Origin of the sequence: [Clostridium] scindens, assembly GCF_019597925.1 — a bacterium.
In the GTDB taxonomy this organism is placed as follows: Bacteria; Bacillota; Clostridia; order Lachnospirales; family Lachnospiraceae; genus Clostridium_AP.
Genome location: NZ_CP080442.1, coordinates 2,436,404 through 2,459,305, shown reverse-complemented (window position 1 = coordinate 2,459,305; position 22,902 = coordinate 2,436,404). Strand labels below are relative to the sequence as shown.

21 protein-coding genes, 1 tRNA gene, 1 riboswitch and 1 other annotated feature are annotated in these 22,902 nt (G+C 49.6%); of the genes, 20 read left to right on the top strand and 2 right to left on the bottom strand.

From position 1 onward, the window contains the following. Nucleotides 1-23: 23 nt before the first annotated feature. A complete protein-coding gene (gene aspS, locus K0036_RS11840) occupies nucleotides 24-1,817 on the top strand; it encodes an aspartate--tRNA ligase (RefSeq protein WP_025643120.1) in 1,794 nt (597 codons plus the stop codon). A gap of 469 nt (nucleotides 1,818-2,286) precedes the next feature. On the opposite strand, the gene K0036_RS11835 is transcribed toward aspS, so the two are convergent. Beyond that, nucleotides 2,287-2,359, bottom strand: a tRNA-Gly gene (locus K0036_RS11835). 164 nt (nucleotides 2,360-2,523) lie between these two features. Here K0036_RS11835 and K0036_RS11830 point away from each other — a divergent pair. The 17 genes from K0036_RS11830 to K0036_RS11750 all read left to right on the top strand — a co-directional run bounded on the left by K0036_RS11830 (nucleotide 2,524) and on the right by K0036_RS11750 (nucleotide 17,505). Further along, nucleotides 2,524-3,810 carry a homoserine dehydrogenase gene (locus K0036_RS11830; RefSeq protein WP_220429801.1) on the top strand — a complete coding sequence of 429 codons (1,287 nt, stop codon included), beginning with the start codon at nucleotides 2,524-2,526 and terminating at the stop codon, nucleotides 3,808-3,810. Between the two features lie 4 nt (nucleotides 3,811-3,814). Next, the gene (locus K0036_RS11825; RefSeq protein WP_220429800.1) at nucleotides 3,815-5,221 is read left to right on the top strand and encodes an MATE family efflux transporter; all 1,407 of its coding nucleotides are present in this window, start codon (nucleotides 3,815-3,817) and stop codon (nucleotides 5,219-5,221) included. 56 nt (nucleotides 5,222-5,277) lie between these two features. Beyond that, nucleotides 5,278-5,379: riboswitch (THF riboswitch) on the top strand. Between the two features lie 73 nt (nucleotides 5,380-5,452). Beyond that, nucleotides 5,453-5,974, top strand: a complete 522-nt coding sequence (locus tag K0036_RS11820) for a folate family ECF transporter S component (protein WP_025643122.1) — start codon at nucleotides 5,453-5,455, stop codon at nucleotides 5,972-5,974. 90 nt (nucleotides 5,975-6,064) lie between these two features. Further along, nucleotides 6,065-6,496 carry a MarR family winged helix-turn-helix transcriptional regulator gene (locus K0036_RS11815; protein WP_025643123.1) on the top strand — a complete coding sequence of 144 codons (432 nt, stop codon included), beginning with the start codon at nucleotides 6,065-6,067 and terminating at the stop codon, nucleotides 6,494-6,496. A gap of 141 nt (nucleotides 6,497-6,637) precedes the next feature. Next, on the top strand, nucleotides 6,638-7,234 hold the full coding sequence (locus K0036_RS11810) for a DUF3793 family protein (protein ID WP_220429799.1): 597 nt from the start codon (nucleotides 6,638-6,640) through the stop codon (nucleotides 7,232-7,234). Between the two features lie 33 nt (nucleotides 7,235-7,267). After that, the gene (locus tag K0036_RS11805; protein ID WP_025643125.1) at nucleotides 7,268-7,549 is read left to right on the top strand and encodes a DUF2325 domain-containing protein; all 282 of its coding nucleotides are present in this window, start codon (nucleotides 7,268-7,270) and stop codon (nucleotides 7,547-7,549) included. A 124-nt stretch (nucleotides 7,550-7,673) separates the two neighbouring features. Continuing rightward, a complete protein-coding gene (gene thyA, locus K0036_RS11800; RefSeq protein WP_220429798.1) occupies nucleotides 7,674-8,522 on the top strand; it encodes a thymidylate synthase in 849 nt (282 codons plus the stop codon). A gap of 26 nt (nucleotides 8,523-8,548) precedes the next feature. Continuing rightward, a complete protein-coding gene (locus tag K0036_RS11795; protein ID WP_173694593.1) occupies nucleotides 8,549-9,040 on the top strand; it encodes a dihydrofolate reductase in 492 nt (163 codons plus the stop codon). Continuing rightward, the gene (locus K0036_RS11790) at nucleotides 9,037-10,242 is read left to right on the top strand and encodes a glycosyltransferase family 4 protein (protein WP_220429797.1); all 1,206 of its coding nucleotides are present in this window, start codon (nucleotides 9,037-9,039) and stop codon (nucleotides 10,240-10,242) included. Before K0036_RS11795 ends, K0036_RS11790 begins: the two co-directional genes overlap by 4 nt. 41 nt (nucleotides 10,243-10,283) lie before the next feature. Then, nucleotides 10,284-10,553: a binding site (T-box leader), on the top strand. Between the two features lie 63 nt (nucleotides 10,554-10,616). Further along, nucleotides 10,617-12,338, top strand: a complete 1,722-nt coding sequence (ilvB, locus tag K0036_RS11785; RefSeq protein WP_025643129.1) for a biosynthetic-type acetolactate synthase large subunit — start codon at nucleotides 10,617-10,619, stop codon at nucleotides 12,336-12,338. A 16-nt stretch (nucleotides 12,339-12,354) separates the two neighbouring features. Beyond that, complete coding sequence (ilvN, locus tag K0036_RS11780) at nucleotides 12,355-12,867, top strand: acetolactate synthase small subunit (protein WP_025643130.1); 513 nt, start codon at nucleotides 12,355-12,357, stop codon at nucleotides 12,865-12,867. 116 nt (nucleotides 12,868-12,983) lie between these two features. Then, nucleotides 12,984-14,009, top strand: coding sequence for a branched-chain amino acid aminotransferase (locus tag K0036_RS11775; RefSeq protein WP_025643131.1), 1,026 nt, complete (start codon nucleotides 12,984-12,986; stop codon nucleotides 14,007-14,009). Nucleotides 14,010-14,048: 39 nt separating this feature from the next. After that, on the top strand, nucleotides 14,049-15,074 hold the full coding sequence (locus K0036_RS11770) for a branched-chain amino acid aminotransferase (protein WP_025643132.1): 1,026 nt from the start codon (nucleotides 14,049-14,051) through the stop codon (nucleotides 15,072-15,074). 76 nt (nucleotides 15,075-15,150) lie between these two features. Further along, nucleotides 15,151-15,480 (top strand): cupin domain-containing protein, encoded by a 330-nt coding sequence (locus tag K0036_RS11765; protein WP_025643133.1) that lies wholly within the window; start codon nucleotides 15,151-15,153, stop codon nucleotides 15,478-15,480. A 147-nt stretch (nucleotides 15,481-15,627) separates the two neighbouring features. Continuing rightward, nucleotides 15,628-15,999: a GntR family transcriptional regulator gene (locus tag K0036_RS11760; RefSeq protein WP_025643134.1), complete on the top strand. Its 372-nt coding sequence runs from the start codon at nucleotides 15,628-15,630 to the stop codon at nucleotides 15,997-15,999. 4 nt (nucleotides 16,000-16,003) lie between these two features. Continuing rightward, a complete protein-coding gene (locus K0036_RS11755; RefSeq protein WP_220429796.1) occupies nucleotides 16,004-16,849 on the top strand; it encodes an ABC transporter ATP-binding protein in 846 nt (281 codons plus the stop codon). Then, on the top strand, nucleotides 16,849-17,505 hold the full coding sequence (locus K0036_RS11750) for an ABC-2 transporter permease (RefSeq protein WP_220429795.1): 657 nt from the start codon (nucleotides 16,849-16,851) through the stop codon (nucleotides 17,503-17,505). The genes K0036_RS11755 and K0036_RS11750 overlap by 1 nt, the downstream gene beginning before the upstream one ends. Before the next feature lie 112 nt (nucleotides 17,506-17,617). Here K0036_RS11750 and K0036_RS11745 read toward each other — a convergent pair whose 3' ends face one another. Then, nucleotides 17,618-18,226, bottom strand: a complete 609-nt coding sequence (locus K0036_RS11745; protein ID WP_220429794.1) for a TetR/AcrR family transcriptional regulator — start codon at nucleotides 18,224-18,226, stop codon at nucleotides 17,618-17,620. Between the two features lie 195 nt (nucleotides 18,227-18,421). Between K0036_RS11745 and K0036_RS11740 the strand changes: the two genes are divergently transcribed. Both K0036_RS11740 and K0036_RS11735 read left to right on the top strand, forming a co-directional pair. Further along, a complete protein-coding gene (locus K0036_RS11740; RefSeq protein WP_025643138.1) occupies nucleotides 18,422-20,533 on the top strand; it encodes an efflux RND transporter permease subunit in 2,112 nt (703 codons plus the stop codon). A 16-nt stretch (nucleotides 20,534-20,549) separates the two neighbouring features. After that, nucleotides 20,550-22,832: a hypothetical protein gene (locus tag K0036_RS11735; RefSeq protein ID WP_025643139.1), complete on the top strand. Its 2,283-nt coding sequence runs from the start codon at nucleotides 20,550-20,552 to the stop codon at nucleotides 22,830-22,832. The last annotated feature ends 70 nt before the right edge of the window (nucleotides 22,833-22,902 follow it).

The following is a 22,902-nucleotide window of genomic DNA, read 5'->3' as shown; positions in this document are numbered from 1 at the left end:
TAGGATAAGAGGAGAAGAGCAATATGGCAGAGTCAATGAATGGATTAAAGAGAACACATAGATGCGGGGAACTGTCTATAGCCAATGTAGGCGAGACAGTCACGATCATGGGATGGGTACAGAAGAACCGGAATAAGGGAGGCCTGGTATTTATCGATGTCAGGGACCGAAGCGGCATCATCCAGGTGGTATTTGAAGAAGGCAGCACGGATGCGGCGCTGATCGAAAAGGCAGCGAGGCTGCGTTCAGAATACGTGGTTGCAATCGTGGGCACGGTCGCAAAGCGCTCTGGGGCAGTCAATGAGAACCTGTCTACCGGCGAGATCGAGGTGATTCCGACGGAACTTCGGATACTGTCCGAGGCAGAAACGCCTCCGTTCCCGATTGAGGAGAATTCCAAGACGAAGGAGGAACTTCGCCTGAAATACCGCTATCTGGACTTAAGAAGGCCTGATCTTCAAAGAAACCTCCTGCTTCGCAGCAGGGTGGCTACCTTGACCAGGCAGTTCCTTTCCGAGGAAGGATTTCTGGAGATTGAGACGCCGATCTTAGGAAAAAGCACGCCAGAAGGCGCAAGAGACTATCTGGTTCCAAGCCGCGTGCATCCAGGACAGTTCTATGGACTTCCGCAGTCTCCGCAGCTGTTCAAGCAGCTGCTGATGTGTTCCGGATGCGACCGCTACTTCCAGATTGCCAAATGCTTCCGGGATGAGGATCTTCGCGCTGACCGGCAGCCGGAATTCACGCAGATCGATATGGAACTGTCTTTTGTGGATGTAGATGATGTCATCGATGTCAATGAAAGACTTCTTGCAAAACTGTTCAAGGAAGTGCTGGGCGTGGAAGTTTCTCTGCCAATCCCAAGGATGACCTGGCAGGAAGCAATGGACAGATATGGCTCAGACAAGCCGGATACCCGTTTTGGAATGGAACTGAACGATGTGACGGAAGTCGTGAAGGACTGTGAGTTCGTCGTATTTAAAGGAGCCATTGAAAATGGCGGAACTGTGCGGGGCATCAATGCCAAAGGCCAGGGAGGCATGGCCAGAAAGAAGATCGACAAGCTGGTGGACTTTGCCAAAGACTTCGGAGCAAAGGGGCTGGCCTATATTGCAATCCAGGAAGACGGAAATGTCAAATCTTCCTTCGCCAAATTCATGAGCGAAGCGCAGATGGATGCGCTGATCCAGGCAATGGAGGGAGAAGCCGGAGACCTGCTGCTCTTTGCCGCCGATAAGAATAAAGTGGTCTGGGACGTTCTTGGCAATTTAAGGCTGGAACTGGCAAGGCAGATGGAACTTCTCAACAAGGACGAGTATAAATTCCTGTGGATTACGGAGTTCCCGCTCCTGGAATGGAGCGAGGAGCAGAATCGTTATGTAGCCATGCACCATCCATTTACGATGCCGATGGAGGAAGACCTTATCTATCTGGAGAGTGATCCCGGACGCGTGCGCGCGAAAGCCTATGACATTACCTTGAATGGCAATGAGATTGGCGGAGGCAGCGTGCGTATCTTCCAGGATGACGTTCAGGAGCGGATGTTCGAGGCGCTGGGCTTCACCAAGGAGCAGGCGCAGGAGCAGTTCGGATTCCTGCTAGATGCTTTCAAATACGGCGTTCCGCCGCATGCAGGGCTTGCCTATGGCCTTGATCGCCTGGTGATGCTGATGGCTAAGGAAGACAGCATCCGTGATGTAATGGCATTCCCGAAGGTAAAGGATGCCTCTTGTCTGATGACCGCGGCGCCTAATCTGGTTGACGCAAAACAGCTGGATGAATTGGGGCTGGCGTTAAAAGAAGAAGATCCGGAATAAGAAAAAATTTAGATGTTATAGTGGACAGCCGGATATAGTATAATTATTTTATAGAAGTCATAGATTTCTTGAAGAGAACGAGCGACGGTTCTGACTCGTTGGAAAAATAAAAGTGACCGTGCGAAGAGATGTGTGAGAGGCTTTATGGCCTCTCACTTTTCAAACTAAGGAGAAAAATGAATATATGATTTCTTTATTTGTATTCTATATAGGTCTGAAATCAATCATAAGTATGCATATCATTTCAAACATTCAAAACGTTCAAGGGACCATACATCTGGTCTGGATTACACAAAGGTGATAATAATTAAAGATTTGTCGTTAAAAAATACATAGACGAGAATATAATAGAAGATATAAGTTCAGCTGCCTGAAATATTTTCGTGACGAACTGTCTATATGAATCTATATATAGTATGAGAGGAAAGTAAAAAAAGGAACTGCATATCCATGCAATTCCTTTTAAAAGAGCGACAGACGGGGCTCGAACCCGCGACCCCGACCTTGGCAAGGTCGTACTCTACCAACTGAGCCACTGTCGCATATCTTGTGTTTTGTGTTCCTCAGAACAATAATTAATATACTATATAAGCCATAATTTGTCAACAACTTTTTTGAAAAAAATCTAGAAAAAGAAAGAAATTGAAAAATCCGATATCTCTGTGGTATACTAATCCAATACGAATAGAGCAAGGGAAGTGAATATATGGAAGAAAAAAGAAGCGTAAAGGTTGCACTGCTGGGCCTTGGAACCGTTGGAGGCGGCGTGTATAAGCTGCTTGAGCGCCAGAAGGAAGAACTGATCGATAAGGCAGGCGCCAGCCTGGAACTTGTAAAGATACTTGTCCATAATATGAAAAAAGAAAGAACGGGCGTGGATGCGTCCTTATTGACGGATAAGTGGGAAGAGATTATCGAAGATCCGCAGATCGAGATCGTTATCGAGGTGATGGGCGGTATCGAGCCGGCCAGAACCATGATTCTGGAAGCGCTCAATGCGGGAAAGAACGTGGTAACGGCAAATAAGGATCTGGTGGCAGAGTACGGAAGGGAACTTCTGGACGCGGCTCAGAAGAATCAGGTAGATTTTCTGTTTGAGGCAGCTGTTGCCGGAGGAATTCCGATTATACGCCCGCTAAAGCAATGTCTGGCATCCAATGAGATTGACGAGGTAATCGGCATAGTTAATGGGACGACCAACTATATCCTTACCAAGATGTTTGAGGAAGGGATGGATTTTGAGGAGGCGCTGGCAAAAGCCACGGAACTTGGCTATGCGGAGGCAGATCCGACCGCGGATATCGAGGGTCTGGATGCAGGCCGGAAGGTGGCGATCATGGCGTCTATCGCCTTTCATTCCAGGGTCACGTTTTCAGATGTATATACAGAAGGGATCACAAAGATATCCGCGAAGGATATTGGCTATGCCAAAGAGTTCGACAGCGTAATAAAACTTCTGGGGGTTGCCCATAATACAGAGGGAGGGATTGAAGTGGCCGTGCATCCGATGATCATTGCCCAGGATCATCCCCTTGCATCCGTCAGGGATTCTTTCAACGCCATATTCCTGCACGGAGATGCCGTGGACGATGTGATGTTCTATGGACGCGGAGCGGGAGAACTTCCTACGGCAAGCGCTATTATGGGTGACGTGATCGATGTGGCCAGGGATATCCAGTATCAGTGTACCGGCAGAATCAGCTGTACCTGCTACAGGGATACGATGGTGAAGGAATTCAAGGACGTTAAGAACAAGTTCTTCCTGCGTATGCAGGTAGATAATAAGCCGGGCGTGCTGGCTGCTATTGCGAGCGTTTTTGGCGTGCATAAGGTTAGCATATCCAAGGTGATCCAGAAGGTAATTACGGATGGAGTGGCAGAACTTGTCATTGTAACAGAAGCGGTAAAGGAATACCATATGGAGGATGCGCTTGAACATCTGAAGGATATGGATACGACCCGCGAAATAAGCAGCGTGATCAGAGAGTATTAGTAAAATGAGTGAGACAGCAGTACAGGAAAATCCTCTGGCGACCGAGAGGATCGGAAAATTAATTGCAAAGTTTGCGATACCGGCAATCATCAGCATGCTGGTCAGTTCGCTATATAATATCGTGGATCAGATTTTTATCGGGCAAGGCGTGGGGATGCTGGGAAATGCGGCGACAAATATCGCATTTCCGGTATCTATCATCTGCACGGCAACGGCGCTTCTGCTTGGAATCGGGAGCGCGTCAAACTATAATCTGGAATCCGGGGCAGGGAATAGCAAGAAGGCCAGCCAGATTGTCGGAACCGGGCTGGCAGTGCTGATCATCAGCGGCATATCCATTGGCATAATTGTCCTGGTATTTTTAGACCCGCTTCTGCATCTGTTCGGCGTTACGCCGGACGTGCTGCCCTTTGCCCAGGATTATACAGGAATCACCGCATTTGGCATTCCCTTCCTCGTTCTGACGACAGGAGGGAACCATCTGATCCGGGCAGACAGAAGCCCTACTTATTCGATGGCCTGCATGCTGACAGGGGCAATCATCAATACGATCCTGGATCCTTTGTTTATCTTTGGGTTCCACTGGGGAATCAAGGGAGCGGCCTGGGCAACCGTGATCGGACAAGTCATATCCGGCTTTCTGGTGATCCTATATTTCTGTAAATTCCGCAATCTGGAACTGACCAGGGATATGCTGAGGCCGAAGGGAGCGATGCTAAAGGCGATCGCCTCTCTTGGCTTAGCCGCCTGCATCAACCAGATCGCAATGGCTATCGTGCAGATCACGATGAACAATACATTGAGACATTATGGGGCATCTTCCATTTATGGCACGGATATACCGCTGGCATGCGTAGGCGTTATCTCAAAAGTCAATATGGTGTTCATGGCAATCTGTATCGGAATATCCCAGGGATGCCAGCCAATCTGGGGCTTTAACTATGGGGCGGGCAGATTTAGCCGTGTAAGGAAGACCTTTGTGATGGCATTCAAGATATCCTTGCTGGTCGGCATCATATTTTTCTTATGCTTCCAGTTCTTCCCCCGCCAGCTGGTGAGCGTGTTCGGGACAGGAAGCGAGGAGTACTTCCATTTTGCGGAGCGGTACTTCCGCATCTTTATGCTTATGACATTTATTAATGGCATCCAGCCTATGTCTTCCGGCTTCTTTACATCCATTGGAGAGGCCAGGCTTGGAATCGTGGTTTCTTTGACCAGACAGGTAATCTTCCTCCTGCCGCTGATCCTGATATTTCCCCTTTTTATGGGGATTGACGGGGTGATGTACGCCGGGCCTATCGCGGATGGCGCGGCAGCGGCAGTGGCAATCGCCTTTGCGATCAGGGAACTTCGGAGAATGCAGAAATCAGAGCGCCGGCAGGAAGAAGAGGCGAGGACGGAGAAGTTCTAATTGCTTTACGTCATTGAATGTGATAGAATGAAGCCGTAACGAATAGATAAAGATAAAGCAGAGTAGGAAAACGTGCGTTAAGTGCCAGCCGGACGGGGAGTTGCCGGCGGGACGAAAAGTAAGGATTACTTGCGGTACGTTTTTCGCATCCCGCTGCTACACATAGACAGATAGACTGTAATACCTGCTGTGCGTAGCTTTAAGGACTACTGCAAAGGAGGTATTATTTTTATGAAAAAACTGAATATCAGAAACATTTCCATGATGGGAGTATTGATTGCGCTGGATATCGTGGCAACAAGATTCCTGGGGTTCAGCGCATTGACGATCAGAATTAGTTTTGGCAGCGTGTTCATCATACTGGCCGGACTGTGGTTCGGGCCCGTGGAAGGGGCGCTGGTGGGAGGCATCGCGGATACGCTGGGATGCCTGATTGCAGGGACCGGCTTCTACCCGCCGCTTATGATCTCCCCGATCGTGCTTGGAATCTTGATCGGGCTTGGAAGGCCTTGGTTCCTTAAGAAGCCCGGAATCGCCAGGCTGGGAATTCTGATAGGGGGCTCATATATGATTACGACCCTGTTTATCGCGTCCTGGGCCCTGTCCATGCTGTACGGCTCTCCTTACCTTGCGCTGGTAGCAAGCCGCATTCCGCAGTATCTGGTAAATGCTACCGTATGTACCGTGCTTTCATATGTGATTTATAAAAGCGCGGTGACAAGAGTAGCAACCGGCAGTTTTCAGGCAAGCTAAAGAATCCATTTGGCATCTTGACAAGAGAGGCTAAATATAGCATGCTATATTTAGCAGCAGAGGAGAGTCCGGCTACAAGGGGATGAATAGATGAAAGAACGGATGCCAATTGGCTTTATGTTTAAGCAGATTAACAATGTATATGAGAAGGATTTTAATAACAGGCTGAAGACGCTGGGAATTACAGCCTCCCAGTGCGCCGTGCTGGATTACCTGTTCCACAGCAGGGAAGAAGAGGTGAACCAGAAGGATATCGAGAAAGCATTAAGCCTTCAGAATCCCACGGTGACAGGCCTGCTGAAGCGCCTGGATGAAAAGGGGTATATATTATCCGTGCCAAGCAACAAAGATAAGCGGTGCAAGAATATCTACCTGACCGAAAAGGCCTATGATATCCAGAAGCGGATGGAGGCGGATCGGAAGAAGATTGATAAAAGGCTGACTTTGGGAATGAATAAAAAAGAGGTGGCAGCATTGGAAAAGATGCTGGATCGGGTGCTTTATAATATAGCCGAACCGTAATGGTTCGGCTATATTTGTGTAATAAAGGAACGGATTTGAGAAAATACTAGGTAGGAAGGTATTGCCAGAAGCAGAAGGAATGTGATACACTATTAATGCAAATGATAATCAAAATCATAAAATAAAAACCAGGGAGGTCTCATGCCAGTAGAGGTTGTTTCTTACATGCTGTCTAACAAGGATATCAGGATGCGTATTGGGTTCCAGCTGATCCTTCAGTGCGCTCCGTTTTTAAAAGGAATAAAGGTCGCCAGTATCACGAATGTTGACAGGCGGCATTTAAAGGAATTTTGGCGGGTGCTTGACGGAACCGGGATTGATGGTAAGATTCTTACAGTCAGCCAGGAAAGATGCATGGTCTTTATTTACCGGGAGGCTGCATTAAAAGAATACTTGCGACGCAGGGAGGTCAGAGGATTTCTGGAGCCGTATGGATATGACAAGAAAGATTTGGACTGGATTCTTCAAAAACTTTCTGCAAGGGTCTGTCAATATTCTTGTGACGGTAGGGGCTTTCCCCATGAAATCGGGGCGTTTCTGGACTATCCGATTGAAGATGTCAAATGCTTTATCGACAAAAGGGGACAGGACTGCCTAATGACCGGCTACTGGAAGGTCTATCATAATCCGGAAAGAGCCAGGATGATATTTTTGGCCTACGATAAGGCGAAGATCAGCGCGGTCAATGAATTCCTGGCCGGAAAAAGGATACGGGATATTGTATGCAAGGCAGCATAGACGGCAAAGACGAAAAGGAAGGATTGGTGGTTTATGAGCGTCGTGATTATAGGCGGAAATGAACGGATGGAACAGCAGTATAAGCAGATATGCAAACGTTACCGATGCAAGGCAAAGGTGTTTACCAGAATGTCGGGAAACCTCAAGACGCAGATCGGGCAGCCGGATCTGATCATTCTATTTACTTCGACGGTGGCCCATAAAATGGTACACTGCGCATTAAAGGAAGCACAGCGCTATAATATTCCGGTTGAGCGCGCCCACAGCAGCAGCGCCAGCGCTTTGGAAAATGTGCTTCTGGAGTGCTGCCGGTAAGCGAAGGGCCGTCAGATATCTAAGAGGGAGCAGTCCCTCTTTTTTTTACGGCCGAAACATGGTACAATGTGGTATACGCGGGCGGAAGGCTCCTGCAAAAGGCAACAGAAGGAGGATTTAGCGGATGAGTTATGCAGATAAAGTATTTATTGATATGTGCCGGGATATTATTGACCACGGGACAGATACCAGAGGAGAAAAGGTGCGTCCGGTATGGGAGGACGGGACTCCGGCCTATACCATCAAGAAATTCGGCGTGGTGAACCGGTATGACCTTTCAAAAGAGTTTCCGGCCCTGACTCTTCGCCGGACTGCTATCAAAAGCTGTACGGATGAATTGCTGTGGATCTGGCAGAAAAAGTCCAATAATATTCACGAGCTGCACAGCCACATTTGGGACAGCTGGGCGGATGAAGACGGCTCGATCGGAAAAGCCTATGGCTATCAGATGGGAGTAAAGCACAAGTATAAAGAGGGGATGTTCGATCAGGTAGACCGGGTGATCTACGATTTGAAGCATAATCCTTACAGCCGGAGGATTATGACGAATATCTACGTGCACCAGGATCTCCATGAGATGAATCTGTATCCCTGCGCCTACAGTATGACGTTCAATGTGACCAAGGAGCGGGGGAGCGACAGGCTGACGCTTAACGGAATCCTGAACCAGCGCTCCAATGACGTGCTGGCGGCAAATAACTGGAATGTATGCCAGTATGCCGTACTGCTTCATATGCTTGCCCAGGTGTGCGATATGCAGGTGGGCGAGTTCGTGCATGTGATCGCGGATGCCCATATCTATGACAGGCATGTTCCGATGATTGAAGAACTGATAAAAAGAGAGCCGCTTCCGGCGCCGAAATTCTGGCTGAATCCGGAAATAAAAGACTTCTACCAATTTACGAGGAATGATGTGAAGCTGATCGACTATGAGACGCATGAGCAGATCAAGGATATTCCGGTTGCGGTGTGAGCGAAGAGACAGGAGGGTATAGTAGGATGAATTTGATAGTTGCAGTCGATAAGAACTGGGCCATTGGGAATGGCAACAAGTTGCTGGTGAGCATTCCGCAGGATATGAAGTTTTTCCGGGAGACGACCAAGGGAAAGGTGGTTGCCATGGGAAGAAAGACGCTGGAAAGCTTCCCGGGAGGGCAGCCCCTTAAGAACCGGGTGAACGTCGTGCTGACTACGGACCAGAACTATAAGGCGAACGGCGCGGTCATTGTCCATACAATAGAGCAGATGCTTGCAGAACTAAAGAAATATGCATCGGAAGATATCTTTGTGATTGGCGGGGAGAGCATCTATCGCCAGCTGCTTCCCTACTGCAGCAAGGCCTATGTTACCAGGATAGATCACGCATATGATGCCGATACTCATTTTCCGGACCTGGATGCCGATCCGCAATGGGAGATGACCAAGATCAGCGATGAGCAGACCTATTTTGATCTGGAATATGTATTTACGATTTACGAGAGGATATCATGAAGATTCTAAGCATTACGGCTCAGAAGCCTAACAGTACGGGAAGCGGCGTCTATCTGACGGAATTGGTGCGGCAGTTTGCTAGAGACGGGCACGAACAGGCGGTAGTGGCCGGCGTATATGAAGAAGACCGGATAGAATTGCCGGAAGGCGTAGGGTTCTTCCCGGTGCTGTTTGAGAGCAGGGAACTCCCCTATCCTATCGTCGGGATGTCGGATGAGATGCCCTATAGAAGTACGCGCTACTGTGACATGACACGGGAGATGACGCGGCAGTTTCAAGATGCATTTCTAAAGGCTATCGAAAAAGCGGTGGATGCGCTTGAGCCGGACTTGATCCTGTGCCATCACCTGTACCTGCTGACCGCAATGGCAAGGGAGCGGTTCAAAGAGCAGAAGATCTATGGATTCTGCCATAATACGGATCTGCGGCAGATGAAAAAGACAGGACTTTGGAGAGACTATATCCGGGAGCAGATCAGCGAACTGGATGCCATCTTCGTTCCTCAGTCAGCCCAGAAGGAGGGCGTGATGGAGATATTCGGGATTGGTGCCGGGAAGATCCGGATTCTGGGGATGGGGTATAGCCAGGAGATTTTCTGCGGCCCGGAAAAGCCTGATAACGCAGCCAGGGGGAAAGACGGAGCGATCCGCCTGATCTATGCAGGAAAGATTGCGGAGAAAAAGGGAGTCAAGAGTCTGATCAAGAGCCTTTCCTATCTGCCTTATCCAAGGGATGGGCTGAAACTTTCGCTTGCAGGCGGTGCAGGAAATAAAACGGAGTACCAGGAGATTGAAGAACTGGCATTGAAGGCGCCCTATCCGGTAGAGTTTCTGGGGAAGCTTCCTCAGCCGGAACTGGCAAAGGAGTATCAAAGGAGCGATATTTTTGTATTGCCATCCTTTTTTGACGGGCTTCCGCTGACGGTGATCGAAGCGATTGCCTGCGGGGACAAGGTGGTAGTCACAGACCTTCCGGGGATCCAGGACTGGCTGAAAGAGCAGGCGCCCGGCGCAGTGGTGAAGTATGTGCCATTGCCTGCCATGCGCAATACCGACGAGGCAGTATCAGAGTCTCTGCCGGCCTTTGAGAAGCAGCTGGCCGCCAAGATAGAGGAGTGCGCCAGGGAAGAAGGGCAGAGAAGGGTGGATCTGTCCCATCTGTCCTGGAAGAATATTTGTAAGGAAATATTGAAAAGCAGTTGACATCTGTGAGGTAAATCTACTATAATAGCATTAATTATCAGAGAAATGCTATGACAAGGAGGAGTACATAATATCCTGATGCCAAGAGAGAAGATGGACGGTGGGAATCTTCGTGATGGAGTTATGGAAGTAGCCTTTGAGCAGTGGACCGAAAGGACAGTTATCTGATCCGAGTAGACTTCAACGTATTCCCGGCGTTATATGGGAGCGGTATCGGAAGCGCGCTTTAGCAGGATTCCCGTATCGGCAGAGAGCAAAGAGGAGACTCTTTGAATTTAGGTGGTAACACGGATGCATTATTCGCCCTAAGCGTCAGGCTTAGGGCGTTTTTTTCGCTACGTAGCACACGTCATTTGCAAACAGGAGGTATGTATATGAAGAAAATCAGCGGAAACAAATTATTGGTAAAGGCATTGAGGGAGGAAGGCGTAGATACCATGTTCGGCTATCCGGGCGCCTGTACCATTGATCTCAGCGATGAATTATACAAGCAGGATTATACCAAGGTCATCCTGCCAAGACAGGAGATCGCGCTTGTACATGAGGCAGATGCCTACGCGCGCTCTACAGGCAAGGTTGGCGTATGCCTGGTAACCAGCGGGCCTGGGGCAACCAACCTGGTAACAGGCCTTGCGACGGCCAACTACGACAGCGTGCCGCTGGTATGCTTTACCGGCCAGGTGGCAAGGCATCTGATCGGAAATGATGCGTTCCAGGAGGTTGACATCGTAGGGATTACCAGAAGCATTACCAAATACGGGGTAACTGTGCGTAACCGGGAAGACTTGGGAAGGATCCTCAAGGAGGCGTTCTATATCGCCAGGACAGGGCGTCCGGGACCAGTGCTTATCGATCTTCCGAAGGATGTAATGGCCGAGCTTGGAAGCGCAGATTATCCGACGGAGGTCAATATCAGAGGCTATAAGCCGAGCACGCATGTACATATCGGACAGTTAAAGAGGGCCATCAAGATGCTTGGGAAGGCGCAGCGTCCTCTTTTCCTGGCAGGCGGCGGCGTAAATATCGCCCATGCCAGCCAGGAATTTACTCAGCTGGCAGAAAAGACAGGGGTTCCGGTAGTTACTACCATAATGGGAAGAGGCGCCATACCTACCAGCCATCCGCTGTATATCGGCAACCTGGGAATGCATGGGGCATATGCTTCCAACATGGCTGTCAATGAATGCGATCTGCTGTTTTCGATCGGCACGAGGTTCAATGACCGTATTACCGGAAAACTGCATTCATTTGCCCCCCATGCCCAGATCGTGCATATTGATATCGATACGGCAGCCATCTCCAGAAACGTGCAGGTTGACGTGCCCATCGTAGCAGACGCAAAAGAGGCGATCGAGAAGATGCTGGAATATGTGACGGAGTGCAATACGCAGAAATGGCTGGAGGAAGTGGGCCAGTGGAAGCAGGAGCACCCTATGGAGATGAAAAAGAAGCCGATCATGACGCCACAGGATATCCTGGAGACGATGAACCGGGTATTTGAAAAAGCCATCGTGGTTACGGATGTAGGCCAGCATCAGATGTTTGTTGCCCAGTTCATGGAATTGGATGCCAATAAGCAGCTTCTGATGTCCGGAGGGCTTGGAACCATGGGTTATGGGCTTCCGGGAGCCATCGGAGCCAAGATTGGCAATCCTGACATGCCGGTGATCTCCATATCAGGGGACGGCGGAATGCAGATGAATATCCAGGAACTGGCAACAGCCGTGCTAGAAGAACTTCCGATCATATCCTGCATTTTCAACAATAATAACCTTGGTATGGTGCGTCAGTGGCAGAAACTCTTCTATGGAAAGCGCTATTCCATGACCTGCCTGCGTTCCGGAGCAGCATGCCGCGGCAAATGCGGGGAGGTAGAATGCCCTACGTACACGCCTGACTTCGTGAAACTGGCGGAAAGTTATGGAGCGAAGGGAATCCGGGTAACGAAAAAGGAAGAGATCGAGCCCGCATTCCGGGAGGCAATGAAGAGCACGAAGACGCCGATCGTCATTGAGTTCGAGATTGATCCGGAAGATCTGGTATATCCGATGATTCAGCCGGGCGGAACTTTGGAAGATATGATACTGGATTGCTAGAAGGGAGGATATGAATATGAATGGAAATGGAATGAAGAAGCGTTGGATTTCGCTGTATGTAGAAAATCAAGTAGGCGTACTGTCAAAGATCTCGGGCCTGTTCTCGGGAAAGTCATATAATCTGGACAGTCTGACGGTGGGAACCACAGAGGATCCTACCGTGTCCCGCATGACCATCGCGACGGTCAGCGACGATGAGACTTTTGAGCAGATTAAGAAGCAGCTGAACCGGCTGGTGGAAGTAATAAAGGTCATTGATTTTACGGATGTATTTGTCCGGATGAAGGAGATTCTCTATGTAAAGGTGCGCAAATGCACGCCGGAAGACAAGGTGGAGTGCTTCCAGATAGCAGAGACCTTCAAGGCAAAGGTGATCGACTATGGCAAAGACAGTCTGTTGCTGGAATTTGTGCAGACGGCCACCAAGAACGATGCGGTAATCAAGCTGATGAAGGAAGAATTCGCCAGCATCGAAGTAGTCCGGGGAGGAAGCGTTGGAATCGAATCTATCAGCATGATGGAGCGCTAGCAGATCTGATACAGATTGTTTCAATGAAAAAACAGAGCGCGCTCTTGAATTTTGGAAAAGCCGGTATTATAATAAAAAAAGGAAAAATTAGTTATAAAAGGACGGAGGAATTTAAAATGGATAAGAAAAACATTGACTGGTCTAGTCTGGGCTTTGGATACCTGCCCACAGATAAGAGATACGTTTCCAACTATAAGGATGGTGCGTGGGACGAAGGGACTCTTACCTCCGATGCCAATGTCGTGATTAGTGAATGCGCAGGGGTGCTGCAGTATGCGCAGACCTGCTTTGAGGGGATGAAGGCCTATACGACGGAGGATGGCCATATCGTCACGTTCCGGCCGGACCTGAATGCCAGGCGGATGGCGGATTCTGCCAAAAGGCTTGAAATGCCGGCGTTTCCGGAAGACCGGTTCGTAGAGGCAGTCAAGCAGGTGGTAGCGGCCAATGCGGCGTACGTGCCGCCCTATGGCTCCGGCGCGACCCTCTATATCAGGCCCTATATGTTCGGAAGCAGTCCGGTGATTGGCGTTAAGCCGGCAAGCGAGTATCAGTTCCGGGTATTTACCACGCCGGTAGGCCCATACTTCAAGGGCGGCGCAAAGCCGATCACCATCAAGGTGTGCGACTTCGACCGGGCAGCGCCCCATGGAACCGGCCATGTAAAGGCCGGGCTTAACTACGCGATGAGCCTTCACGCCATCATGACGGCGCACCGGGAGGGATACGACGAGAACATGTACCTGGATGCGGCGACCAGGACGAAGGTGGAGGAGACCGGCGGTGCCAACTTCCTCTTCGTGACGAAGGATCACAAAGTGGTAACGCCGAAGTCCGACACGATTCTTCCGTCCATCACCAGGCGGTCCCTGATGTACGTGGCGGAGCACTATCTGGGGCTTGAAGTAGAGGAGCGGGAAGTGCCTTTGGCCGAGTTGGAAGAGTTTGCGGAATGCGGCTTGTGCGGCACGGCAGCGGTCATCTCGCCGGTAGGAAAGGTCGTGGACCATGGCAGGGAGATCTGCTTCCCCAGCGGAATGGAAGAGATGGGACCGGTCACGAAGAAACTGTATGAGACGCTGACAGGAATCCAGATGGGCCAGATCGAGGCGCCGGAAGGCTGGATCTGCAAAATCTGCTAATAGAAAGAATAAGTCATTAGAGGTTGGGGGAAAATAGAAATGGATAAGAAGAATATTGACTGGTCAAATCTTGGCTTCGGGTATATCTGTACCGATAAAAGATATGTGGCAAACTATAAGGATGGAGCGTGGGATGAAGGAATGCTTACCTCCGATGCCAATGTTGTGATAAATGAAAGCGCAGGAGTGCTGCAGTATGCGCAGACCTGCTTTGAGGGAATGAAGGCCTATACGACGGAGGATGGCCATATCGTCACGTTCCGGCCGGACCTGAATGCCAGGCGGATGGCAGATACGGCCAAAAGGCTTGAGATGGCGCCATTTCCGGAGGAGAGATTCGTAGAGGCCGTCAAGCAGGTGGTGGCCGCCAATGCGGCGTACGTGCCGCCCTATGGCTCCGGCGCGACCCTCTATATCAGGCCCTATATGTTCGGAAGCAATCCGGTGATCGCGGTAAAGCCGGCGGATGAATTCCAGTTCCGGGTATTTGCCACGCCGGTAGGCCCATACTTCAAGGGCGGCGCAAAGCCGATCACCATCAAGGTGTGCGACTTCGACCGGGCGGCGCCTCGTGGAACCGGCCATGTAAAGGCCGGGCTTAACTACGCGATGAGCCTTCACGCCATCATGACGGCGCACCGGGAGGGATACGACGAGAACATGTACCTGGATGCGGCGACTAGGACGAAGGTGGAGGAGACCGGCGGTGCCAACTTCCTTTTCGTGACCAAGGATCACAAGGTGGTAACGCCGAAGTCCGACACGATCCTTCCGTCCATCACCAGGCGGTCCCTGATGTACGTGGCGGAGCACTATCTGGGGCTTGAAGTAGAGGAGCGGGAAGTGCCTTTGGCCGAGTTGGAAGAGTTTGCGGAATGCGGCCTGTGCGGCACGGCAGCGGTCATCTCGCCGGTAGGAAAGGTCGTAGACCATGGCAGGGAGATCTGCTTCCCCAGCGGAATGGAAGAGATGGGACCGGTCACGAAGAAACTGTACGAGACGCTGACAGGAATCCAGATGGGCCAGATCGAGGCGCCGGAAGGATGGATCTGCAGAATTTGTTAAGGAAATAACGGGACACGTAACAAAATGCAATTTTGTTACGTGTCCCGTTAAAAATATCACAAGAAAGGGACAGACAATGGCAGGATATAAGAATATTGATAAGGAAGAAATATTGGAACTGAAAAATCTGGTAGCGTATCAGGAGGGACAGGTAGTCAGCAAAACGCTGGTGCAGAATAGCGCGGTAAGCGTGACCTTGTTCGCTTTTGAAAAGGATGAGGAGATCAGCACCCACGAATCCGGCGGAGACGCTATGGTTACCGTGCTGGAGGGTGCCGGGCGCTTTACGATTGATGGCAGGGAGCATATCCTAGAAGCCGGGCAGAGCATTGTCATGCCAGCCAGGAAGCCTCATGCGGTCTACGGGGAGGAGCGGTTTAAGATGCTGCTGATGGTAGTATTCTAGCAGCAGCCAAAAACAGAAGAAAGAGGAAGAGCCAGCTGGATTCAGCTGGCCTTTTTTTTGCAAAAAAATTTATAAGAATAAACACCATAAAACAGTTGACAACAGTTAACTACTGTTATATACTGTTTATAACGAAGGAGGGGTAAAATGAAGTTGATTATCAACCATTCCTCCATGCAGCCAATCTATGAACAGATTGTAGAACAGACGAAAGAGAAGATCATGCATGGGGAATTAACGGAAGAGACGATGCTCCCATCAGTTCGTACTTTAGCTAAAGATCTTAAGGTCAGTGCACTGACCGTCAAAAAGGCATACGATGCCCTCGAGCAGGAAGGATTTGTCAATACGGTACATGGCAAGGGAAGTTTCGTAGCCTGTGCCAATCAGAACTTGATGCTTGAGGAGAAGAAGAAGGAAGTAGAAGCTGATTTGGAAAAGGCCATCCGAAAAGGCAGAAGCTGTGGAATGAGTAACCAGGAGATTACGGAATTATTTAATATCGTTTTGGAGGATTAGTGTCATGTTAAGATTAGAGAATGTAAAAAAGCATTATGGCGAATTCAGCCTGGAGTGCTCTTTGGAGGTACAGGCAGGATGTGTAACCGGCCTGATCGGGAAGAACGGGGCAGGCAAGAGTACGACATTTAAAGCCATTCTTGGGCTGATCTATCCGGATGGAGGCAAGATTGAGGTATTTGGAAAGCCGGTAGAGAAACTTAGCATAAGCGATCGGGAGCAGATCGGAGTGGTCTTGTCGGATTCCGGATTCAGCGGCTATCTGACGATCAAGGACCTGATATGCATGCTTCGCAAGATGTACGCAAATTTTCGCGAGGAGGAGTTCCTGAGGAAATGTAAAAAATTCAGACTTCCACTGGACAAGAAAATAAAAGAGTTTTCAACCGGTATGAAGCGGAAACTGCAGGTGCTGGCTGCTATATCCCATGAAGCGAAACTGCTGATCCTGGATGAGCCTACCGCGGGCCTGGATGTCATAGCAAGAGATGAACTGCTGGATCTTCTGCGGGAATATATGGAGCAGGACGAAAGGGCGATACTGATCAGTTCGCATATCTCCAGCGATCTGGAAGGGCTATGCGACGATGTGTACATGATTGATGACGGCAAGATCGTAATGCATACGGAGACGGATATCCTCCTTAGCGATTATGGACTGCTGAAGGTGACGGATGACCAGTATCAGAAACTGGAGAAAGAGTATATCATCCGGCACAAAAAAGAAGAATATGGCTACAGCTGCCTGACGGATCAGAAGCAGTTCTATATGGAGAACTATCCGGGGCTTGCCATTGAAAAAGGAAATATTGACGAAGTAATGACTATGATGATTCGAGGTGAAATGTAATGAAAGGTTTATTGATCAAGGATGTGAAACTATTGAAGAACCAGAAGCAGTTTTTCCTGGTTATCTGTATCATTGGCACGCTCTTTCTGGTGACGAGTAATGACCCATCTTTTGTCATTACCTATATGACGCTGATGTTTTCTATCTTTACATTGAGTACGATTTCCTATGATGAACATGATAATGGAGCAGCCTATCTTTTTACGCTGCCCATCAGCAGGCAGAGCTACACCATGGAGAAGTATGTCTTTGGCCTGATCACGACCATGCTGGCATGGGTCGTATTCACCGCGGCGGCTCTGGGGGCAACCTATTACCGGCAGATAGAGATAGATCTCAGACAGTGGCTGGTCATTGCCGTGACCTATCTGGCAGTAGCTCTGCTGCTGCTTGCCATAACCATACCGATACAGTTTAAGTTCGGCGCGGAAAGAAGCCGGATCGCCCTGATTGCCGTAGTAGGCTGCGCAGTTCTCGTTGCGTATGCGGCAGCGAAGATCTTTGAGGCGTTTCATATAGATCTGAGTGCAGTCATTGACAGAGTAGCCGAGATGACTCCGGGAGTATTTCTGGCATTTCTGTGTGCGGCAGCCGTGGCGGCTATAGGGATATCCTACAGCATCTCCCTTAGGATCGTGAAGAAGAAGCAGTTTTAAAGAGAACGAATAAAAAGCCAGCCGGAAGGATGGAGACGATAAATGTCCCTGACTTCCGGCTGGCTTTTTGCGCCCGGATTCTTTTATCATCCGCATTTATTGCAGGCGGCGGCTATGTCGTCTGGCTCGTCCGGTGGCTTGCGATGATCAGCCGCACGGTCCGGTACAGGAAGGGCTTGTATTGCTCGATTGGCAGCGGCTCCCCAAAAAGGATAGAATTATATCCGGCGGAACCGGCCAGTTCCACAATGGTAAAGAGCATGACATCTACGTCTTCATAGTCATACTCATCCTGCGTGACCAGGCCTAAGAACTTGTCATAGAAATCTCCATCCGAATCCTCGCCCGTAATCAGGGCGGAGCGCAGGGCGCCCATTACCAGGTTCTTGGAGATAAAGTTCAAAAGGGGCTTGTTATCTACCAAGGCATCGATGATATTGTCGATGATGAAGATCAGTTGTTCTTCCAATCCCCGGATGCCTGATTTTTCCAGAGCATCCCCTGCCTTGTCGAATAATTCGTGGGTCTTATGGGCTACCAGCTTGTTCTTGATATCGTATTTGTCCTTAAAATACAGATAGAAGGTACCTTTGGCAACCCCGGCTTTTTCTACGATATCCGAAATTGCGGTGGAGTTGATGCCTTTGGTGGTAAACAGTTCATATGCGGTATTAAAAAGTGCTTCCTTCTTTTTTTTCTTGTTTTCGTCTACTTTTCCCATAATATCAGTGCTCCTTGGCTTCTATTATAACCAGAGTTTTCCTTTGTCTGCGAATAGTATAACAGAAAAATGACTAAAAGTCAAAAAAAGTATTGACTGTTAGTCATTTTTGGTGTATAGTTCTTACAGTGATAAATGACTATCGGTCATAATTGATACAAACTATGAAAAGAATGGAAGGAAGGGTTAGTCATGATGGTGAAAATCGGGAAGAAGATAGTAAAGTACCGGGTTGTCATATTTGTGCTCGGCCTGCTGCTGCTGATCCCATCAGCGATGGGATACCTGAAGACAAGAGTCAACTATGATATCCTGTACTATCTGCCGGATAATATCGAGACGATGAAAGGGCAGGATATCCTGATGAAGGACTTTGGCAAAGGGGCATTTGCGATGGAGGTCGTGGAAGGCATGACCACAAAGCAGGAGGCCCAGGTCAAGGATAAGATTGAAAAGGTGGACGGAGTTGCGGAAGTCATCTGGTATGATTCCATTGCCGATGTGTCCGAACTTCCGATCAATGCGCTGCCGGGCGAGATCAAAGACGTATTCAATACGAAGGATGCCACGCTGATGGCCATATTCTTTGATGATACCACATCAGCCGACAGTACTATGGATGCCATTACAGAAATCAGGAGCATTACGAACAAGCAGTGCTATCTAAGCAGCATGTCGGCGGTGGTGACCGATATCAAGGCATTGTCTGAAAAGGAGACTCCGCTGTATGTGCTGATCGCGGTCGTCTTATCCTGCGTAGTGCTGTCCTTATTCATGGACTGCTGGATCATCCCGGTATTCTTCCTTGCAAGCATCGGAATGGCGATCCTATATAATATGGGAACCAACTACTTCCTCGGGGAGATATCCTACATTACCAAAGCCTTGAGCGCGGTACTGCAGCTGGGCGTTACCATGGATTACTCCATCTTCCTGTGGCACAGCTATCAGGAGAATCAGATGCGTTTCCCGGATGACAAGGAGAGGGCCATGGCACATGCCATATCCAATACCTTCTCTTCCGTGGTTGGCAGTTCTATTACCACGGTGGCAGGGTTCATTGCCCTTTGCTTTATGAGTTTTACCCTTGGAAAAGACCTGGGTATCGTAATGGCAAAAGGCGTGATCTTTGGAGTTATCAGCTGCGTGACGCTTCTTCCGTCCATGATTCTGATCTTTGACAAGGCAATTCAGAAAACGAGCCACAGATCGCTGATGCCAAAGATGGAAAAGCCGGCCAGGATGATTTCCAAATATTACGGCGTATTTATCGCTATCTTCCTGATCGTGCTGGGGCCGGCGCTTTGGGGCTATACCAAGGCAGAGGTCTACTACAATCTGGATGCCACCCTTCCGAAATATTTAGACAGTATCAAAGCCAATGAAAAACTGTCCAAGGAGTTCGATATGAATGCCACCCATATGGTGCTGGCGGACGCGGATCTTGCGCCGAAGGAGGCCAAAGCCATGCTGGATGAGATGTCCGACGTAAAGGGCGTTAAATTCGCGCTGGGACTTGACAGTCTTCTGGGGCCTGCAATCCCGCGGGATGTGATTCCGGATGAATTGACGGATGCGCTGCGGGAGGGAAATTATCAGCTGATCCTGGTGCAGTCAGAGTATAAAGTGGCGACGGACGCGGTCAATAAGCAGTGTACGAAGTTAAATAATATTATTAAGAAACATGATTCGTCCGCCATGCTGATTGGCGAGGCACCTTGCACGAAGGATCTGATCACGATCACGGATAAGGACTTTAAAGTAGTAAGCGCTATATCCATTGTGGCAATCTTTATTATCATTGCCCTGGTATTCAAGTCCATATCACTGCCGGTGATCCTGGTGTCAGTCATTGAATTTGCAATCTTCATCAACCTGGGAATTCCTTATTACACGGGGACCAAGATGCCGTTCATCGCATCCATTGTAATCGGTACCATCCAATTGGGGGCAACGGTTGATTATGCGATCCTGATGACGACCCGCTATAAGAAGGAACGGTGCAGAGGACAGGAAAAGAAAGAGGCAATCCGTATAGCGCTTTCTACGTCCATCTCATCCGTCATCGTGTCAGCCCTTGGATTCTTCGCGGCTACATTCGGAGTAGGGCTTTATTCAGACATTGATATGATCTCAGCCTTATGTACGTTGATGGCCAGGGGAGCGATTATCAGCATGTTTACGGTTATCTTCATACTCCCATCCATGCTGATGGTATTTGACGGGGCGATCTGCAAGACGACTCTGGATATGAGAGGCAAGGTAAAAAAGACGAAGAAAGTAAAAGATAGCGTGGTAAAAGCTTAATCAGGAGGTAGGAATCATGAAGAACAGAGAATATAGAGCATTGTTGACATTCGCTTTGATGATGTCACTGGTAGTAAGCAGCGTGAAGGGGACGCCTTCTTACGTGTATGCAAAAGAGAATACCGCAGTAGTATCAGAAGCAAAGACGGCGGCGGATACAGATAAGAAAGAGGAGCCAGATAGTAAGAACATTTCTGACGCCAATGCCAGAAAAGATGAGACCGTATTCGCGAAAGTGGACGGCAGCGGGCAGGTGACAAGCATCACGGTTTCGGATCAGTTGAAAAATGTCAGCAGTCAAAAACAGATCCAGGATGTGTCTGATCTTAAGGAAATAGAAAATGTGAAGGGCGACGAGAAGTTCAAGCAGCTGGGAGACAGCCTGGTATGGTCCGGGGATCATAAGGATATCTGCTATCAGGGGACAACGGATAAGGAACTTCCGGTAGGCATCCGGATCTCCTACCAGCTGGACGGAAAGGATATCAGCGAAAAAGAGCTGAAAGGAAAGAGCGGCCATCTGTCCATCCACTATGAATATGAGAACACCACGGCAGACCAGGATCAGGCATACACGCCGTTTCTTATGGTGACCGGGCTGATGCTGGATACAGAGAAATTCACCAATGTGACCATTGACAATGGAAAGATCGTATCCGACGGAAACAAAGACCTGGCCATCGGCATGGGAATTCCAAAGATGAAGGAAGAATTAGGAGTAGAGGACCTGGATATTCCGGATTCCTTCGTAGTGGAGGCGGACGTGACGGATTATGACACCATAGAAGGGATTACCGTTGCGACCAATGACTTATTCAACCAGCTGGATACAGACCAGTTTGACAGCCTGGATGACCTGAACGATTCCATGGGGCAGCTTGAGAGCGCTGCTAATCAGCTGGTCAGCGGCTCCGGCGAACTCAAATCCGGGCTTGACACGCTGCTGTCATCTTCCGGGACTTTGATCAGCGGCATAGACCAGCTCTCAACTGGCAGCAAGAAATTGAAGGATGGAACCAATACGCTTCAGACGGGAACTGGCGAATTAAAGGACGGCGCAGGCAAGGTGGCCGCAGGAGCCGCCAGTGCTGCGGACAGTACGGCAAAGCAGCTGGTTCCGGGCGTACAGATGCTGGATCAGGGCGTATCCGATATGCAAAGCCAGCTAAGTCAGGGGATTCCAATGTTATCCGAAGGCGTGAGGCAATTAAGCCAGGGTGCGGCCGCGGCGGGAGACGGGGCTAAGAGGCTGGATGCAGGCGTTGATGCGGCGGCCCAGGGAGCAGGCCAGTTAAAGAATGGCATTCAGGACGCATCCAATACGGCAGGCCAGCTGGCAGGAGCGGCGCAGCAGGTTGCAAATTATGTAAAGAACAACGGCCAGGTTACCGTTAACACGGAGGTTTCTGTGGCGGCTTTTAATGATAACAGCAATGCCATCGCCCAGTTAAGGGCGCTTAAGACGGAGGAAAATGCGCAGGCTATTGAAAATATCATCAGCCAGCTGGAGGCTCCGCAGCAGGTGCCGGTAACCCAGAGCGTATCTTTGGAGGCGACTATAGGGGATACTGCACAGAAGGTTGCAGATGGACTGTCTGGCCTAAGCGCAGCCCTCAATACTTCCAGCACAGAAGGCACAGCAGCGGGAGCGATTGGAGCCGGAATTACCAATTTGTATGGAACCTTAAGTTCAACGGCAGACGGTACGGTAAAATCAGGCTCCTCCCAATTGAATGCGGCGCTTAATACCAGCGTGGAAGGCCAGTTCACATGCTTAAGGGATGGCACGGCAGCCCTGGATGCCCAGGTCAATGGCGAGGGCGGCCTGGTAGAGCAGCTGAATAATGGCGTGGCAAGCCTCAAAGGCGGCACAGGCATGCTGCTTCGCGGCAAGGATGGAAAGAGCGGCGTACTGGCGCTGTCCAAGGGCCTGAATGACTTGTCAGCCGGAGCAGGAGATGTTGTGACAGGAACGACAAAGCTATCCTCCGGGGCAAAAGATCTAAACAGCGGAGCAGGAGAACTCGCATCAGGAATCGGCACATTAAAGACCGGGTCAGGCGCTTTGGTAGACGGCGTAAAACAACTGGATGACGGGGCAGGAGCCTTAAGCGAAGGCATGATCCAGTTCAATGAGGATGGCATCAAGAAGCTGGTGAGCGCATTTGACGGAGATATATCCGGAATGCTTGACAAGTTAAATGGCATGCTGGATGCCTCCAAGGAGTATAAGAACTTCGCCGGTATTTCGGACGGCATGGACGGAGAAGTGAAGTTCGTATTTGTCACAGAGAAATAATCGTAAGACGCAGGCAGGATGCCCGGGGAATCATTCTTGATTTTCCGGGCATCTTCTGTGCATAAGCCTA